Origin of the sequence: Staphylococcus intermedius NCTC 11048 (genome assembly GCF_002902385.1) — a bacterium.
In the GTDB taxonomy this organism is placed as follows: domain Bacteria; phylum Bacillota; class Bacilli; order Staphylococcales; family Staphylococcaceae; genus Staphylococcus; species Staphylococcus intermedius.
In genome coordinates this window covers 254,432-270,977 of record NZ_PPQH01000009.1, presented here as the reverse complement: position 1 = coordinate 270,977, position 16,546 = coordinate 254,432, and the positions used below count along the sequence as shown (strand labels likewise).

At 38.4% G+C, this 16,546-nt stretch carries 18 protein-coding genes; 10 read left to right on the top strand and 8 right to left on the bottom strand.

Features of this window, described 5'->3' with window-relative positions; genetic code table 11:
* The first annotated feature begins 43 nt into the window (after positions 1 to 43).
* The 8 genes from kapB (at position 44) to CD138_RS03300 (ending at position 6,321) form a co-directional block, all read left to right on the top strand.
* Positions 44 to 424, top strand: a complete 381-nt coding sequence (gene kapB, locus CD138_RS03335) for a sporulation phosphorelay system protein KapB (RefSeq protein ID WP_019168289.1) — start codon at positions 44 to 46, stop codon at positions 422 to 424.
* 126 nt (positions 425 to 550) lie between these two features.
* Positions 551 to 2,968: a Na+/H+ antiporter subunit A gene (locus tag CD138_RS03330; protein WP_019168290.1), complete on the top strand. Its 2,418-nt coding sequence runs from the start codon at positions 551 to 553 to the stop codon at positions 2,966 to 2,968.
* On the top strand, positions 2,931 to 3,377 hold the full coding sequence (locus tag CD138_RS03325; protein ID WP_019168291.1) for a Na(+)/H(+) antiporter subunit B: 447 nt from the start codon (positions 2,931 to 2,933) through the stop codon (positions 3,375 to 3,377). Before CD138_RS03330 ends, CD138_RS03325 begins: the two co-directional genes overlap by 38 nt.
* A complete protein-coding gene (gene mnhC1 / locus CD138_RS03320; protein ID WP_014614416.1) occupies positions 3,377 to 3,724 on the top strand; it encodes a Na+/H+ antiporter Mnh1 subunit C in 348 nt (115 codons plus the stop codon). The genes CD138_RS03325 and mnhC1 overlap by 1 nt, the downstream gene beginning before the upstream one ends.
* Positions 3,714 to 5,213 carry a Na+/H+ antiporter subunit D gene (locus tag CD138_RS03315; protein WP_019168292.1) on the top strand — a complete coding sequence of 500 codons (1,500 nt, stop codon included), beginning with the start codon at positions 3,714 to 3,716 and terminating at the stop codon, positions 5,211 to 5,213. Before mnhC1 ends, CD138_RS03315 begins: the two co-directional genes overlap by 11 nt.
* Position 5,214: 1 nt before the next feature.
* Complete coding sequence (locus CD138_RS03310; protein ID WP_019168293.1) at positions 5,215 to 5,694, top strand: Na+/H+ antiporter subunit E; 480 nt, start codon at positions 5,215 to 5,217, stop codon at positions 5,692 to 5,694.
* Positions 5,694 to 5,987, top strand: a complete 294-nt coding sequence (locus CD138_RS03305) for a Na(+)/H(+) antiporter subunit F1 (protein ID WP_019168294.1) — start codon at positions 5,694 to 5,696, stop codon at positions 5,985 to 5,987. Before CD138_RS03310 ends, CD138_RS03305 begins: the two co-directional genes overlap by 1 nt.
* Entirely contained in the window at positions 5,965 to 6,321 is a 357-nt protein-coding gene (locus CD138_RS03300; protein WP_019166980.1) for a Na+/H+ antiporter subunit G1, read from the top strand. Before CD138_RS03305 ends, CD138_RS03300 begins: the two co-directional genes overlap by 23 nt.
* A 430-nt stretch (positions 6,322 to 6,751) precedes the next feature.
* Here the strand turns inward: CD138_RS03300 and CD138_RS03290 are convergent, their stop codons facing one another.
* The 6 genes from CD138_RS03290 to CD138_RS03265 form a co-directional block, all read right to left on the bottom strand.
* Positions 6,752 to 7,129, bottom strand: a complete 378-nt coding sequence (locus CD138_RS03290) for a hotdog fold thioesterase (protein ID WP_019168296.1) — start codon at positions 7,127 to 7,129, stop codon at positions 6,752 to 6,754.
* Positions 7,130 to 7,151: 22 nt separating this feature from the next.
* The gene (locus tag CD138_RS03285; RefSeq protein ID WP_019168297.1) at positions 7,152 to 8,465 is read right to left on the bottom strand and encodes a Na+/H+ antiporter family protein; all 1,314 of its coding nucleotides are present in this window, start codon (positions 8,463 to 8,465) and stop codon (positions 7,152 to 7,154) included.
* 304 nt (positions 8,466 to 8,769) lie between these two features.
* Positions 8,770 to 10,257, bottom strand: a complete 1,488-nt coding sequence (locus tag CD138_RS03280) for a leucyl aminopeptidase family protein (RefSeq protein WP_019168298.1) — start codon at positions 10,255 to 10,257, stop codon at positions 8,770 to 8,772.
* Positions 10,258 to 10,522: 265 nt separating this feature from the next.
* Positions 10,523 to 11,725 carry an NAD(P)/FAD-dependent oxidoreductase gene (locus tag CD138_RS03275; protein WP_019168299.1) on the bottom strand — a complete coding sequence of 401 codons (1,203 nt, stop codon included), beginning with the start codon at positions 11,723 to 11,725 and terminating at the stop codon, positions 10,523 to 10,525.
* A gap of 405 nt (positions 11,726 to 12,130) precedes the next feature.
* Positions 12,131 to 12,490 (bottom strand): HesB/IscA family protein, encoded by a 360-nt coding sequence (locus CD138_RS03270; protein ID WP_019168300.1) that lies wholly within the window; start codon positions 12,488 to 12,490, stop codon positions 12,131 to 12,133.
* Between the two features lie 13 nt (positions 12,491 to 12,503).
* Positions 12,504 to 12,740 carry a YuzB family protein gene (locus CD138_RS03265; RefSeq protein WP_019168301.1) on the bottom strand — a complete coding sequence of 79 codons (237 nt, stop codon included), beginning with the start codon at positions 12,738 to 12,740 and terminating at the stop codon, positions 12,504 to 12,506.
* A gap of 290 nt (positions 12,741 to 13,030) precedes the next feature.
* On the opposite strand from CD138_RS03265, the gene CD138_RS03260 reads away from it, so the two are divergent.
* Positions 13,031 to 14,095, top strand: a complete 1,065-nt coding sequence (locus CD138_RS03260; RefSeq protein WP_019168302.1) for an NAD(P)/FAD-dependent oxidoreductase — start codon at positions 13,031 to 13,033, stop codon at positions 14,093 to 14,095.
* Between the two features lie 215 nt (positions 14,096 to 14,310).
* Here CD138_RS03260 and CD138_RS03255 read toward each other — a convergent pair whose 3' ends face one another.
* The gene (locus CD138_RS03255; RefSeq protein WP_019168303.1) at positions 14,311 to 14,640 is read right to left on the bottom strand and encodes a YuzD family protein; all 330 of its coding nucleotides are present in this window, start codon (positions 14,638 to 14,640) and stop codon (positions 14,311 to 14,313) included.
* Between the two features lie 103 nt (positions 14,641 to 14,743).
* On the opposite strand from CD138_RS03255, the gene CD138_RS03250 reads away from it, so the two are divergent.
* Positions 14,744 to 14,986 carry a NifU family protein gene (locus CD138_RS03250; protein ID WP_014614429.1) on the top strand — a complete coding sequence of 81 codons (243 nt, stop codon included), beginning with the start codon at positions 14,744 to 14,746 and terminating at the stop codon, positions 14,984 to 14,986.
* A gap of 593 nt (positions 14,987 to 15,579) precedes the next feature.
* Here CD138_RS03250 and CD138_RS03245 read toward each other — a convergent pair.
* Positions 15,580 to 16,545: a 2-hydroxyacid dehydrogenase gene (locus CD138_RS03245; RefSeq protein ID WP_019169145.1), complete on the bottom strand. Its 966-nt coding sequence runs from the start codon at positions 16,543 to 16,545 to the stop codon at positions 15,580 to 15,582.
* Position 16,546 lies beyond the last annotated feature (1 nt).

Below are 16,546 nucleotides of genomic sequence, written 5' to 3'. Positions count from 1 at the left end.
GTATATCACTATTTTAACATATTTAAGAGAGGATGGTATTGTCATGCTTTATCGTTTTGCACATAAAACTGGCGTCTATGCTGTAGAGGTCGTAGAAGAACAAGGGGATCAAGTGTTAGTAAAGGTTTTACAAGTCATCAAACATCCGAAACAAGGTGACCTCCACCACCCTAATGAAGTGGAAGGTGTTTTTTTCCATGAACGAAAAGCACTCAGTTTATATGAAAAAAGATATACGTCTCCAAGTCGTCTAAAACCATTTGAAGGTGAGGTTGAAGACTATACGGTGACTTTACAACGTGCGATTTCAAAACTCGAAAATGAATTACAAGATTTGGATACACCTTTTGCGCATGCATCTTTAGATTGTTTGACACAACTTAAAGCAGATTATGCACGTCAATATAAAACAAATTTTTCATAATTTCGACGTGTTTCTTCTTATTTAAGAGTGAAGGAAATCTAGAGTTATCTATGCATGACCATGTTTTTCAGACGTTTCAGAATCATGTATAATAGATATATCGTAGTTTTTAAAGGAGGGCAATTTATGAGTGGGTTACATATAGCGGTACTGTTGCCGTTAATATTTGCAATACTCATCCCGATATTGTATCGCTTCTACAAACGCATCCATCTTGGCTGGTTTGTATTGCCGATACCAGTCATATTGTTTGCTTATTTTTTATCTTATATTAAGCCAACAATGTCCGGGCAATTTACAGAACAGTCTGCAGCCTGGATGCCGCAAATTGGGATGAATTTCGATATTTATGTCGATGGCCTAGGTTTACTCTTTAGTTTACTGATTACAGGCATAGGGAGTCTTGTTGTATTATATTCAATTAGTTATTTAAGCCAATCAGAACAACTCGGCCATTTTTACTGTTACTTGTTAATGTTTATGAGTGCGATGCTCGGCGTCGTGTTATCCGATAATTTACTCGTCCTATATTTTTTCTGGGAGCTCACATCATTTTCAAGTTTCTTATTAATCTCATTTTGGCGACACAAAGAAAAATCGCTTTATGGTGCGATGAAGTCAATGATGATTACCGTTTTTGGTGGTTTATCACTACTCGGTGGTTTCATCTTACTTTACCTCGCTTCAGGCACGTGGCGTATTCGTGAAATTATCGAAAATGTGGATCAAATTCAAGCATCACCGATTTTTCTACTCGCCATGATTTTTGTAATTATTGGTGCAATGACGAAATCTGCACAATTTCCATTTTACATTTGGTTACCCGATGCGATGGAAGCACCGACACCGGTCAGTGCCTATCTCCATTCCGCAACAATGGTTAAAGCAGGTATTTATCTTATTGCACGTTTAACACCGATTTTTGCAGTGTCACAAGGTTGGATATGGGCTGTGACGGCATTTGGTCTCGTTACACTCTTCTGGGGCTCGCTCAATGCAACGAAGCAACAGGATCTTAAAGGTATTTTAGCCTTTTCAACAGTGTCTCAACTCGGGATGATCATGTCGATGCTCGGTATCGGTGCAGTAAGTTATCATTTCCAAGGTGATGAAAGTCAATTATACCTTGCCGCATACAGTGCAGCGATTTTCCATCTGATCAATCATGCGACATTTAAAGGTGCACTGTTTATGATCACAGGTGCGGTAGACCATGCGACGGGAACACGTGATATTCGTAAACTCGGTGGCTTAATGACAATCATGCCGATTTCATTTACTTTGTCGATTATTACGTCATTAAGTATGGCAGGTGTACCTCCGTTCAATGGTTTCTTATCTAAAGAAGCATTTATCGAATCCATGATAGAAGTGACACATGCCTCAATATTTAGCTTAAACACAGTTGGCTTGTTAATCCCTATCGTTGCGATTGTCGGTAGTATTTTCACATTTGTTTATTCATTTAAATTTATTGTGGAAATTTTCTTAGGCGACCATAAGCCGGATGCATTACCGAACAAAGCACATGAAGCTTCAATACTGATGAATATTTCGCCAACAATTTTAGCTACTTTAGTTATAGCCATTGGATTATTCCCGAGTATTGTGTCTGCACCCCTTGTTGAACCAGCAGTCAAATCGATTGCGAATACCAATGAAGTGAGTGCTTCATTCCATTTATGGCACGGTTTCACACCAGCATTTATTGCAACTTTAATCATTTATGCTGTAGGTGCTGTACTCATATTGACTGCCAAACGTTGGGTGCCAATATTGAGAGGGATTCCAAATGCAATGACGTTAAATCACTGGTATAACCAAACTGGACGTTACACACCGTACTACGCAACACAAATTACGCGTACGTATATGACAGGTTTCAATCGTAACAATTTAGTCATTATCTTTTTCATGATGATTGTACTTACATTTGTCACATTGATTTTCGTACCATTCACAGTAGACTTTATGAAGGTCTCCCCTATCAGACCTTATGAATTTGTATCCGTGATTACTATTACGATTGCTGCGATTATGATTATTTTTGCGCGTTCTCGACTGTTCAGCATTATCATGTTAAGTGCTGTGGGTTACTCTATGGCGATTTTCTTTATTTTCTTTAATGCGCCTGACCTTGCCTTAACACAATTCGTTGTCGAAACGATTTCAACGGCATTGTTCTTACTTTGTTTCTATCACTTGCCAAATATGAGTCGTTACAACGAATCTGTACGCTATCGTGTCGTTAATGCAATGATCTCTATCGGGGTCGGTGCAGTTGTGATTGTGTTAGGTTTAATCGCTTACGGCAACCGTCACTTCGAATCCATTAGCGAATTCTACAAAGCGCATGTTTATGACCTCGCTGAAGGTAAAAACATGGTTAACGTGATTCTTGTAGACTTCCGTGGTACCGATACATTGTTTGAATCATCTGTACTCGGTATTGCAGGTATGGGGATTTACACGTTAATTAAATTACGTGCGAAACATAAAAACGGTTATGAAAGGGTTGAGAAGATTGAACAGACAGAAAAATGATTTAATTGCACAGTATTCATCATTAATTATCTTTTTCTTAATTATGATGTTCGGCTTCTCACTTTTCTTAGCTGGACATTATACACCAGGGGGCGGCTTTATCGGTGGTTTACTCGTCTCAAGTGCACTGGTGATTATCGCAGTGGCATTTGATGTCAAAACATTGCGTAAAGTGTTCCCTTGGGATTTCAAAAAATTAATTGCTGTAGGCTTAACGTTTTGTGTCAGCGCACCTATGCTCAGTTGGACATATGGGAAGAACTTTTTCACACATACATCTGTGGATATTCCGTTGCCATTACTCCAACCGATGCATGTGCATACAGCAGTCATTTTCGATACCGGCGTTCTTTTTGTCGTTATCGGTACAGTACTTACAATTATTCTAACGATTGGAGAGAATGAGTAATGGAAATTGTTTTAATCGTCGTTTGTGGCTTGTTAACTTCCATCAGTGTGTACCTCATTCTTTCTAAAAGTTTGATCAGAATTATTATCGGTACAACATTATTATCACACGCCGCAAACTTGTTTATTTTAACGATGGGTGGGCTTAAAAACGGGAACGTCCCTATTTATGAAAAAGGTGTTTCTGATTATGTAGACCCTATCCCACAAGCATTAATTTTAACTGCAATTGTTATTTCATTTGCGGTCACTGCCTTTTTCTTAGTACTCGCTTTCAGAAGTTATAAAGAATTAGGAACAGATAACGTCGAAAGAATGAAAGGGGTGCCACAAGAAGATGATGAATGAAAACTTAATCGTTATGGTGTTAGTTGTCCCAATTATTACAGCGATTCTGTTAATTGTTAGTGGACTCCGACCTTTTATTAAACGCTATATCGCATTAACTGGTACGACTGTCACGTTAGCGTTTTCGATATGGAATTTAGTCAATGTATGGCAAAGCGGTCACCCCCTCGTTTTAAGATTGGGGTCATGGGAGGCACCTTATAGTATCGTTTTCGTATTAGATTTATTTAGTGCCCTCCTCGTGACAACAAGTATTTTGATTACGTTACTGATTATTTTATTCTCGTATCAGTCGATTGGGTTACATCGTGAGACATATTATTACTATTTCACAGTCATGATGATGCTGACGGGGATTAACGGTGCTTTTATTACAGGCGATATCTTTAACTTATTCGTCTTTTTCGAAGTATTTTTAATGTCGTCATACGGCTTAATGGTCATTGGCGGAACTAAAATTCAACTTCAAGAAAGTGTTAAATACTTGTTAGTGAACGTCGTCTCTTCTGCCTTTTTCGTCATGGCAGTCGGTATACTCTATTCTATCGTCGGTACATTGAACTTAGCGGACATTAGTTTAAAGTTAAATACCCTTTCTGAAGATCATCCAGGGCTATTAAGTGTCGCATTTATTATGTTCATCTTTGTATTTGCGACAAAAGCTGGGGTTTTCCCAATGTATGTTTGGTTACCAGGTGCATATTACGCGCCACCATTTGCGATTATCGCATTTTTCGGTGCCCTACTGACAAAAGTCGGCGTTTATGCGATTGCACGTGTGATGAGCTTATTCTTCCATGATACGTTAACTTTCTCGCATTACACGATATTAGCACTTGCATTGTTGACGATCATTTTTGGGTCAGTCGGTGCAGTCGGTTTCCGTGATACGAAGCGGATTATTTTATACAACATCATGATTGCAGTCGGTGTCATTTTAGTCGGTGTTGGCTTAATGAGCGAAGCAGGCATGGTCGGTGCGATTTACTACACCATTCATGATATGTTAATTAAAGCTGCACTCTTCTTCCTCATTGGAATTATGTTTAAAATCACGAAAACAACGGACTTGCGTAAATTTGGTGGTCTGATTCATCATTATCCATTATTAGGTTGGACATTTTTTATTGCGGCTTTAAGTTTAGCCGGCATTCCACCATTTAGTGGTTTTTATGGCAAACTTTACATCGTGCAAGCTGCATTTGAAGAAGGCTTTTATGCGACAGGGATCATTGTACTCCTTTCAAGCCTAGTTGTACTCTATTCAGTCATCAACATCTTTTTACGTGGGTTCTTTGGTAAAAGTTATGGCTACGTTTATAACCCGCGCTTACATCACCGTGGTTTATTAGCAGTGAGTGTTTTAGCAGTCGTAATAACTGTGGTCTTCGGTCTTACAGCGGGTCAACTGTATCCAATCGTTGCAGAAGCTGCGAAGTCATTCTACCAACCAGACACGTACATTCATAGCGTATTGGGGGTGCAGTAATATGGCAATACAAATCGTCATCAATTTATTTTTAGCAATATTTTGGCTGTTCGTCTCTGACAGTTATACGATGAACGCTTTCGTCTTAGGCTACCTTTTCGCTTTATTGCTCGTATTTTTAATGCGTAAACTGCTACCAGGACGCTTTTACGTGATTACACTATACAAAGTTATTAAACTCGTATTTATCTTTTTACTTGAACTCATCAAAGCAAATCTTGATGTATTGCGTGTTATCTTGCAACCACGCATCAAAAATGAATCTGCCTTTTTCGTTTATGAAACAGACTTAGAACATCCTTGGCAAGTCGCATTATTATCGAATTTAATCACATTAACACCGGGGACTGTCGTTATCGGAGTCAATGATGATATGAAACGTTTATATATTCACTGTTTAAACTTCTCAACAAAAGAAGAAGTAGTTGCTGGTATTAAAGGCTCTCTTGAAAAAGCAGTGAGAGAGGTGGGTGAATCGTAATGAACTATGATATTTTCATCATTATTGCTTTAGTCATCGTCGTTTTATCAATTTTAGCAATGCTCGTCCGTGTGATTCTCGGTCCTACATTACCAGATCGCGTCGTAGCATTAGATGCGATTGGCATTCAGCTTATGGCGATTATCGGATTGTTCTCAATTATTTTAGGCACACACTATATGATTGTCGCAATTCTTTTAATTGGGATTCTTGCCTTTCTAGGTACAGCGGTATTCGCCAAATTTATGGATAAAGGTCAGGTGATTGAAAATGACAGAAACGATCACGATTAGTATCGGTTTAATTCTCGTTATCGTCGGCGCTTTATTTAGTGCCCTCGCAGCCATTGGAATGATACGTCTTGATGATGTCTACTCTCGTGCACATGCTGCGGGTAAAGCTTCAACACTTGGCGCAATGTTATTATTGACTGGCACTTTTATCTATTTCATCGGTAAAGAAGGTTACGTCAACTTTCAATTGATTATCGGTATTGTCTTTGTATTTATTACAGGTCCTTTAGCGAGTCATCTCGTATTGAAAGCAGCGTATAACCTTAAGACACCCGCTTCTAAACGACTGAAGCTTGATGAGATTAAGGAAGACATGAAAGATACCAAATTATAGCATTTACTCAATATTTAGAAACGGCTAGGCGCATTTGTGTCCTAGCCGTTTCTTTATGTTTGTTTTTTGTTTTGAAATACGCTTTTAAACCTCTAATTTTTACGATGACATAAATAGAAATTTCATGATAATATCATAGCAATATTTTTCATATGAGATGATGGGATGCGCAAGCTTATTTTCACTAATTTGATTTTGACGTTACTTCTCTTTTTAGTCTATGTCTTCTTTCAAGGATTCAGTGCAACGGCAATCCAAGTTGCTGTTGGCTTTTTGGATTTACTCCTCCTACGTGATGTTGTGATATCTTTGTTCAAAAGGAGAAAACGTGAGAAGGATGAGACATAAAAACTTTGGTCATTCTAATTTTCTTTTATCATAGAAAAAGCTGGGCGCATGTCATCAATGCCTCCCAGCTTTTAGTTTCAAATTACTTCTTTAACGGTTTAATCGCAATCGTACCACGCATGACTGAAATCAGCTGCCCTGCTTCGTTTTTAATATGAATATCCCATACATGTGTCGTACTGCCTTGATGCAAAATACGTGCTTCTGCATAGACAACACCTTCACGGACTGAGCTGATGTGATTTGCATTCATTTCCAACCCTAAAGGAATCTGTGCTGAAGTGTCAATTAAATGGGCAGATCCTAATGAACAAGCGGTCTCTCCTAATGCGAGTGATGCACCACCATGTAAATAACCAAATGGCTGTTTCACTTGATCTGTGACAGGCATTGACATTTTAAGATAACCGTCTGCTTGTTCCTCAATTTTCATTTCTAATAACTCGATTAAATTCGTCATGAGGTCACTCCTTTTTCTATTATTATAGTACGAGTGCCGCGACAGTTCCCATTATAATGAGTGGCACGTTATAAAAGACAAAGTTTGGAATACATGTGTCACGAATATGATCGTGTTGACCGTCTACGTTGAGTCCGGCTGTAGGTCCTAATGTTGAGTCACTCGCTGGCGAACCAGAATCTCCAAGCGCACTCGCTGTACCAATTAATGCGATTAAAGCCATTGTGCTCATGCCCATCGCTTCACCAAAAGGAATAAAGAGTGCCGCTAAAATTGGAATCGTCGCGAATGAAGAACCAATCCCTAAAGTTACAATTAAACCAATGAGATACATCAGAACAATACTGATCAATAAATTATCTCCTGAAATTGCAGTTAAACCTTTCACAAGCTTTTCAATCTCACCTGTTTCATTCATCACACCTGCAAAACCGTTCGCAGTTAAAATGACAACACCGATGTAAGCCATAATTTTAATGCCCTCTACAAACTGGTCGTCGAGTTTGCGCCAAGAATAGATGCCGGAAATGAAAAAGACAAGTACCCCTGCCAATGCACCGAAAATCATTGAATCAGAAAGTGTCTGTACAAGGAATGTCGCAATGATCGCAACAACAGTGACGATAATAACTGATGGTTTTAAGTCCACTGCCACTTCTTCCTCTTGTGTTGCTGTTTCGCGATACGTTCTCGGTTTACGATAATAAAACATTGCTATGATGAGACCAATAATATACCCTGATGCTGGAATGAGCATCGCTTTCCAAATCATGTTAAATGCAATAGGATGGTGTGCCTTTTCAAAGCCTTTTTGAATAATTTCATGGAAGATGTGTCCGAATCCAAATGGCAATAAGACATATGGAAAACATAGCCCAAAGCCAATAATCATCGCAATCAAACGACGATCGATTTTCAATTCATTAAATAAGCTTAATAAAGGTGGAATCACAATAGGAATAAATGCGATATGTACTGGAATCACGTTTTGACTCATAATACTGAGTACAAGTAGACTCACAATAATGAGTACTTTCACCTTAATTCGTGATACTTTTGTCTCTTCTGCACGAATTGTTAAAATCACTTTACGTACAAGATAATCAGTAATGCCACTGTATGAAATGAGTGCAGCAAATCCACCGAGTAACGCATAACTCAGCGCTACCTCTGCCCCATCAACAATATTTTCTGTAAAAATCGTAATCGTTTTATTAAATGGCAGACCTGCAATCCATCCACCTATCAATGCACTAATAAATAAACTAATGACGACGTTGAGTCGACATAAACAGAGCACGATCATGATGACGACCGCTATTAACACAGCATTCATTTTTTTATCTCCTTTAATTCATTATCGAGCTAAAGCGTATGGGTATAATAGTAACAGTTGTCTGACTGTTCGTCAATGATAACTCAATAAAAATGACAAGGAGACGGAGCACAAAATTTTTGATTGCGTTCACATGTTATCATTTAATCCAACTGCACGCTTTGATAACCTTTTTTAGTTTTCACATTTGCTTTCACGGACTCCCTTTCTAGAGTCAATCCCTAGAAAGAACACAGAGCCATGAGGGCAATCAAAAACACTTCATCAACCACATCAAAAATGATTATCCATCTCCCAGTTATTTTTATCGGTTTAAACCGTATTGATTTTTCAGCCATGTTACGATTGTTGGAATCATAAAGCCAGTCGGACCTTTTGGACCTTTATGTGTCGCTTTGTTAATGGTTGCTGGTCCTGCAATATCAAAATGAAGATGTGGTGTTTGACCGCTAAAATGCGTAATAAATGCTGCTGCAAATAAAGCTTTACCGTGGGCATTAACATGATTCGTTAAATCTGCGACATCTGATGCTTTAATATTTTGACGTTCAGTATCTGTAATCGGTAATTCAAAGACAGGTTCTTCATAAATTTGAGAAGTTAGAAAAATTTGATTCAATACTTCTGGCTGCACACGATGTTGAAACACAGCTGCTTTATCTTCCCCTAATGCAACCACCGCTGCCCCTGTGAGCGTTGCGAAGTCCATAATCATTTCAGGCTTGTATTGATTTGCATAGAACGTCGCATCGGCTAATACGAGGCGTCCTTCTGCATCAGTATTGGGCACTTCTACTGTTTCACCACTGAGTGCTGTGAATACATCATCTGGCTTCATCGCATTATTCGCAATCATGTTTTCTGCTGACGCAATGACCGCTACAATATTGATTTTAAGTTTCAATGCTTGGATGGCTTCAACCATTCCAATCACGTTGGCCGCACCGCTCATATCAAATTTCATAGATGGCATTCCGTTTTTAGATTTGATCGAATAACCACCTGAATCATACGTTATCCCTTTACCGACTAATGCAATCACCTGTTCTTCTTGCTCTGGATTGCCTCGATATTCTAACGTAATGATGCGCGGGGGATTTACAGACCCTTTACCCACAGCTTGGACTAATCCGAATCCTTCTTGTTCAATTTCATGCTCATCTTTAATCAGGACTTTCACTGATGTATCTTTAAAATACTGTTCAACTGTTTCAGCTAAATAAGCAGGCGTCATAATATTCGGCGGCGTATTACTTAAATCACGTGCTCTGTTGATGGCTCTACCTAACTTTTGACCTGCATCAATGGACGGTGTATAGTCTGACACTTGCTCGCAATCTAACATCATTCTAAGACGAAATGGTGCTTTTTTATCAGATTTATAGTCATCAAATTGATAAATCGCTTGTTCACTTTGAAGTCCCATTAAATTAAATATCGTTTCTGAGTCGACTGCTTTTGTTAAAAATGTATTGACTTTCAAATTGATGTTCGCAATGGCGCCTTGTTGTAAATATTGGAATAATTTACCCCATATTTTCAAATAATCTTGTGCTTTCAGTTGGTTCAGATTGCCAAGCCCCACCGTGATTAAACGATACATTTGGCCCTCTATCGTAACTGCTGTAGACGCAATAGCTCCTACTTTCGAACTGATGAGATGATGTGCTTTTAGTTCCGTCAGTGCTTCTAAAAATGCCGTGTCTTGTTTCACGACATCGGAATATTGATTTAAATGTTCAGGAATACCCGCAATCATCGCAGCTGCTGTTTCTGTTTGTTGTGAAGTCATCACTTTCTCTCCTTTCTATATGTAAAAAAGGAGTGGAATCGCAACCTAAACATCACATTTAGATTCCATTTTTCCACTCCCTGCAATGATCCTATACATACTATTGCACTGTATATGTGTATCGTATGGTCAAATACTTTCTCTCTCATCAAGCATTGTATAGATGAAAATCATGCCGTTTCATCGTCAATGCATTATGATTAAACCTTGCTGAATGTGACGATCGTTTTTAAAATCGTCAAATCAAAGATGGATTGATGGATGCTTAAAATTTACCTTTTTTATAAGCTAAACCTAAACCACCAATTTTAAAGATTGCACGTGTATCAATCACACGTTTCATGAATGCTGCTTTTTTACCAGTTATTTCACGACCATAAACGATACCTACACCATCATGACGACCTAATGAACATACAGTACCGCGATCGACATATTTAAAGTCTTCAGTTGGTGCACCTTTTAAAATATTCACAATGTTAGAAGCTGTTTTTTCACCTTGTTGCATTGCGATTTGTGCAGTTGTTGGTAATGGACGGTCGCCACCTTCAGGAATAAACGCAGATACGTCACCAATTACGAAAATATCATCATAGCCCTCAATAGTTAAATCTTGTTTCGTCACGATACGTCCACGTTTAACACCTTCGAATGATTTTTCCATTAATTGACTACCGCGAACACCTGCAGCCCAAATCACTGTGTTTGCTTCTAATTGTTGTTCTTCGTCGTTAATTTTAACTACGAAACCTTTTTCGTTTGCAGCAACAATAGGTGTGCCTACTTTGAACTCTACGCCACGTTGTTCTAAATAGCTCACTGCATGGCTTACAAGCTCATCAGAGAACATTGGTAACATTTTTGGTGCCGCTTCTACACATGTCACTTTCACTTTGCTTTGTTCTACACCATATTTGTTTGCCAATTCAGGGATACGGTCTGTTAATTCACCTAAAAATTCAATACCAGTGAAGCCCGCACCACCAACAAGAATCGCTAAATCTTTCTCGTCTTTCGTTTTTGATGCAGCATAATTTGCAAATTTATCTTCAAGATGGCGAGCGATTTGACGTGCAGTATTCACATTTTCGATTTGGAAAGCATGTTCTTTCATACCTTCAATACCGAATGTTTCTGACTCAAAGCCTAAAGCAACAACTAAAATATCATATTCGAAAATACCACGTGTTGTTTCAACTTTTTTCGCATTGCGATCGATTTTTGTTACTTCCGCACGAACAAAATCAACATGCTTTTTCAACACGTTTTCGATTGGATATAATACATCCTCATAATTCAATGTACCTACTGAAGCTTCATGTAACCAAGTTGCTTCGTAGTGATAGTCGTTTTTGTTGATTAAAGTAATCTGAGCGTCTTGTTCTGATAATTTTTTTTGAAGTTTTGTAACAGTTTGTAAGCCCGCATAACCAGCACCTAAAACAAGTACTTTTTTACGTTCTGCCATTTGCATTCACCTATTCTTTCGTAAATATAATCAAATTCCAATAATACTGTATACCCTCTTAATTTTTATAGTACACAAAATTGTAAAATGTTGTCATTCATTAGTGTATAGTTTTTTATTATTGAATTCAAGTTAATACCCTACAAGTTTTCAACAGATTTTCATTATTTTCAATACACGCACTTTTTATCCTTCGTCCCACTCTATTGTTCAGAAATCATTTCGCGTCAAATAGCTGTCAGTATGGGTGGGGTTGCTGACATGATGACATCTACTTACGCTCGTTCCAAAGACTATGGACAAACGAAAAAAACCGAGACCATTCGACATCACGAAAAGTCTCGGATAATGATGATTGTATCATTTATTTCAGTTTTTAATGACTACCATCTTCCATTTAACCGATTAACAACTTTCAGGTGAACCGGCTGCTTGCGCTGTTCTAAATGAACTACCACAACCACATGATGCAATCGCGTTCGGATTATCGATTTGGAAACCACCACCCATAAGGGATTGTTTAAAATCGATTGTTGTGCCATTTAAAATTGGCGCATCTTCTTTATCTACAAGTACTTTTAAGCCGTAAAATTCAAGTACTTCATCGTTTTCACCTGGTTCAGCTTCAGCAGTCATGCCGTATGTTAAACCTGTACAGCCTCCACCGTTCACTTTCACTTTTAAATAACCGTCTGCCATATCATTTTGTTTCAACATATCTTTCACTTCATATGCTGCTGCTTCTGTTAAATTCACTACTGCCATGTTTTGGCCTCCTTTAAAAAATCCACGTTTCTTCTATATGCTTATAAATATTTTGCAATAAATCGTCTGGCGTATCACCTTCGACTATATCTCCATTCACAAGTGCGTAGAGCCCCGACGAACAAATCCCACAGTTTTGAAGGCAACCATAATCTAGCACGTCCACGCTTGGATCGTTTTCTAAAGTTTGGTAAACAACCTCTGAACCTCTCGCCATATTAGAAATGCAAAACTCGACAATCGGATTCATTTTACACCCTCTTCTATGATTTAATGGTTTCAGTATAACAAATTTTAGACTGGACATCTATGTGACGGCTCATGATAACGCTTCATGAGGTATGTCGACGGTGTTGGTGAAAATGGCTTATGAAAAAAATTGAAAGCACGTGTTTTCCTTTGTTTGTATGGCTTTCAAAAAAGGGATATAATTAACATTAGAGCTATTATGAATGACTTGAACGGTACCTATTTCGTTTTATATGGCGTCCATTGCTGAAATAGATATCGGAATTCACATCACTAAAAAGGGGTATCAAAATGAAGAATTTAGTATTGCTAGGCGGCGGTTATGGTAACATGCGTATTATGTCTAAAATTTTACCAGACGCGCTTCCAAATGATTATAATATTACGTTAATCGACCGGATGCCTTACCATGGGCTTAAAACAGAATTTTATGCATTAGCTGCTGGCTCTAAATCTGATAAAGAGGTTCGTGTTAATTTCCCACAACATGATAGAACGCACACAGTATACGGAGAAATTACAGATATCGATTTAGACAATCAAATCATTTCTGTAGGTCAAAACAAAGTCGATTACGACGAATTAGTCATTGGTCTCGGCTGTGAAGATAAATACCATAATGTCCCAGGTGCTAAAGAGTATACGTATAGCATCCAAACTTTACATGACGCTCGTAAAACTTACCACGATATTTCTGATCTTCCTACCAATGCAACGGTTGGTATTGTCGGTGCGGGTTTAAGCGGTATCGAACTTGCGAGTGCATTACGTGAAAGCCGTAACGATTTAAAAATTTACTTATACGATCGCGGTGAACGTATTTTAAATCAATTCCCCGAAAAATTAAGTAATTATGTTAAAAAATGGTTCGATCAACACGATGTTACCGTTGTACCTAACTCTGATATCGTCAAAGTTGAACCAGGGACACTTTATAATAAAGAAACAAAAAATGAACATGACCTCATCGTCTGGACAGCAGGCATTCAACCTGTCGAGATCGTGCGTAACCTTCCAGTTGACTTAAGTCGTAGCAATCGTGTGATGGTGAATCAATATCATCAAATCCCAACGTATCCTAATGTATATGTGGTTGGGGACTGTGCGAACTTGCCCCATGCACCGAGTGCGCAACTGGCTGAAGAACAAGCAGACCAAATCGCCATGGTGCTTAAAACATTATGGAAAGGCGAAAAGTTACCTGATACAATGCCTGAGATTAAGATTCAAGGCTTCTTAGGTTCTTTAGGTGAAAAGAAAGGTTTCGCTTACTTGATGGATACAACTGTGACAGGTCGTTTGGCTTCCATCTTGAAATCAGGCGTACTTTGGTTGTACAAACATCATAACGGATAGAATTTGAACTTTTACTTTTTAATATATTGTATTTTACAAATGCCATGATGGACACACTTTCCCAAGAACTGACCCTCGGGAGTCTCGTCCATTTTGGCGTTTTTGTATTGAGACATGTTCAAGTCATCGTCCATGTTTTGAAAATAAAAATCAAAAGCGCATCCAAAAAACGGTAAGTGCCTATTCACACTCACCGCTATTTATCTACAGTTTACCTATTCTGCTGATACTTCAAAATTTCGTTCAATAAAGCGTTTAATCGGCTTCAATTGGACATAACCGTCAGCCACATATTCATCGTTCATCGTCACAAGTGGATAAAACAGTTCATCCTCTTGAATTTGTTCAATAAACTGCACATCATGATCGGACAAATTCTCTTGTGACCCCATAATATCAATATACGTATATTCAAAATCGATGTTTGGATATTTTCGTGGTAATAATGTTTTCAACCAGTCATACGTGTTTTCCGAACTTGGCGCATTCACACAACTTGCACAAACCACTTCTGCACCATACACAACTACGCTTACCTTTTCCATAGTCATCCCCCTAATTGATTCGATAGATTTTTTGTACTGATTCTATTATAATAAAAAGATAAGGATAAAATGAACCATTTAAATTTGAAAGGAGGCATTACACATGCCAACTGAAAATGCTACAATGTACGATCAAGTTGCAGAAGTCATCGAGAAATTACGCCCATTCTTATTACGTGACGGCGGTGACTGTGAACTTGTCGACGTGGAAGATGGTATTGTAAAACTACAATTACTCGGTGCTTGTGGAACATGCCCAAGTAGTACAATCACTTTAAAAGCTGGTATTGAACGTGCATTAGTTGAAGAAGTGCCAGGTGTTGTCGAGGTCGAACAAGTATTTTAACAACATGTTCAATTCAATGTTGTATTTCATATGAGATGAGGAAAGGGACTGGGATATTAAGTTTTCCCAGTCCCTTTCCTATTGGATGAACTTATTTCGATTAATGAAGATAAAATAGTCAAAATTAAGAATGAATTGGACGTAAAAATTGGATGCTATGGGTTGACTTCATTTCATAAACTTGCCCTAAGTGACTACATTTGATGTAAGATTGCCCAGAAGGCTGAGACTCCTGAGGGAAGATGTCATAAACAAAACCCTGCCATTTAACTTTGATAGTGGCTACTGTTTTACGCAGTAGCTGTCTGACTTCTCAATACGCATGCTTTTGAGAAGTCTAGTCAGCCTTGCGGGGGCAGTACGACGAAATCTTTGTTCCACATGAGATTTCTGTACTGCTCCCGAAAATCCAATTCGGCTTCATTCCAGTCTACACTTGAATCAAGCCGAATTTAGTTGAGGCAAGTCCCTAGGAACGCGAAGCCATGAGGGCAATCCAAAGTCATACATCTTAAGAATAGGGCAAGTTAAACACATTACTGCATCAATAGTATCAAATGTTTTTATGCCCCGACTTTTTTTATTTTGAAATGCTAGTTCACTTTAACTTGATTGCGTGGTTTTTGACCTTCTAAAACATCTTTAATATTTAATAAACATGTTTGAATCATTTGGTCACGTGTTAAAACAGTGGCACTACCAATATGCGGTGTCACAATGACGTTCGGATATTGCAGTAACGGATGGTCCGTACGAATCGGTTCATCGCGCACGACATCTAAGCCACAACCCGCAATTTCTCCCGTTTCAATCGCTTCAACTAAATCTTCCTCAACGACTAAATCACCGCGACCGATATTAATGAAAATTGCATCATTACGCATGTTCTTGAACACTGCTTTGTCGAACTTATTTTGTGTTTCTGGTGTAGATGGTGCGGTACAAATGACAAAATCACTTTCTTTGATTAATTGATCAAACGATGTGTAAAACGCACCTAATTCTTGTTCTGCTTGAATGTTTCGTGTACGGTTGTGGTACAAAATATCAGCGTGGAAGCCTTTTAAGCGACGCGCAAAGGCACGACCGATCTCACCCATTCCAAAAATACCCACTTTTGAATGATAAATATCTTTTCCAGCTAACAAATAAGGTCCCCAGCTTTCCCATTTGCCGTCTTGTACATATTTTTCAGCTTCCACGATACGTCGAGATGTCGCCATCATGAGCGCAAAGCCTAATTCAGCAGTCGTTTCTGTTAAAACATGTGGCGTGTTGGAAATTTCGACTTCATGTTGCGCTGCTGCCTGTAAATCAATATTGTCATAGCCTACAGCCATATTTGCGACAATTTTCAATTTCGGTGCCGCTTCAAATAAAGTCGCATCAATTTTTTCACTTAAGGTTACAAGTATCGCTGTTTTATCTTGAACTGCTGCTAAAAATTTTTCGCGTGGCATAGGTGTTAATTCATGATCCCACATTTCAACTTCGCCTAAAGTTTCTAGACGTTCTAAAAATTTTTGTGGAATTCGTCGCGTTACTAAAATTTTTTCCATT

Bases quoted from the DNA above. Each gene is read 5' to 3' on its own strand.
- kapB (WP_019168289.1), top strand. From the start codon at position 44: ATGCTTTATCGTTTTGCACATAAAACTGGCGTCTATGCTGTAGAGGTC.
- CD138_RS03330 (WP_019168290.1), top strand. From the start codon at position 551: ATGAGTGGGTTACATATAGCGGTACTGTTGCCGTTAATATTTGCAATA.
- CD138_RS03325 (WP_019168291.1), top strand. From the start codon at position 2,931: ATGAAAGGGTTGAGAAGATTGAACAGACAGAAAAATGATTTAATTGCA.
- mnhC1 (WP_014614416.1), top strand. From the start codon at position 3,377: ATGGAAATTGTTTTAATCGTCGTTTGTGGCTTGTTAACTTCCATCAGT.
- CD138_RS03315 (WP_019168292.1), top strand. From the start codon at position 3,714: ATGATGAATGAAAACTTAATCGTTATGGTGTTAGTTGTCCCAATTATT.
- CD138_RS03310 (WP_019168293.1), top strand. From the start codon at position 5,215: ATGGCAATACAAATCGTCATCAATTTATTTTTAGCAATATTTTGGCTG.
- CD138_RS03305 (WP_019168294.1), top strand. From the start codon at position 5,694: ATGAACTATGATATTTTCATCATTATTGCTTTAGTCATCGTCGTTTTA.
- CD138_RS03300 (WP_019166980.1), top strand. From the start codon at position 5,965: ATGACAGAAACGATCACGATTAGTATCGGTTTAATTCTCGTTATCGTC.
- CD138_RS03290 (WP_019168296.1), bottom strand. From the start codon at position 7,129: ATGACGAATTTAATCGAGTTATTAGAAATGAAAATTGAGGAACAAGCA.
- CD138_RS03285 (WP_019168297.1), bottom strand. From the start codon at position 8,465: ATGAATGCTGTGTTAATAGCGGTCGTCATCATGATCGTGCTCTGTTTA.
- CD138_RS03280 (WP_019168298.1), bottom strand. From the start codon at position 10,257: ATGACTTCACAACAAACAGAAACAGCAGCTGCGATGATTGCGGGTATT.
- CD138_RS03275 (WP_019168299.1), bottom strand. From the start codon at position 11,725: ATGGCAGAACGTAAAAAAGTACTTGTTTTAGGTGCTGGTTATGCGGGC.
- CD138_RS03270 (WP_019168300.1), bottom strand. From the start codon at position 12,490: ATGGCAGTAGTGAATTTAACAGAAGCAGCAGCATATGAAGTGAAAGAT.
- CD138_RS03265 (WP_019168301.1), bottom strand. From the start codon at position 12,740: ATGAATCCGATTGTCGAGTTTTGCATTTCTAATATGGCGAGAGGTTCA.
- CD138_RS03260 (WP_019168302.1), top strand. From the start codon at position 13,031: ATGAAGAATTTAGTATTGCTAGGCGGCGGTTATGGTAACATGCGTATT.
- CD138_RS03255 (WP_019168303.1), bottom strand. From the start codon at position 14,640: ATGGAAAAGGTAAGCGTAGTTGTGTATGGTGCAGAAGTGGTTTGTGCA.
- CD138_RS03250 (WP_014614429.1), top strand. From the start codon at position 14,744: ATGCCAACTGAAAATGCTACAATGTACGATCAAGTTGCAGAAGTCATC.
- CD138_RS03245 (WP_019169145.1), bottom strand. From the start codon at position 16,545: ATGGAAAAAATTTTAGTAACGCGACGAATTCCACAAAAATTTTTAGAA.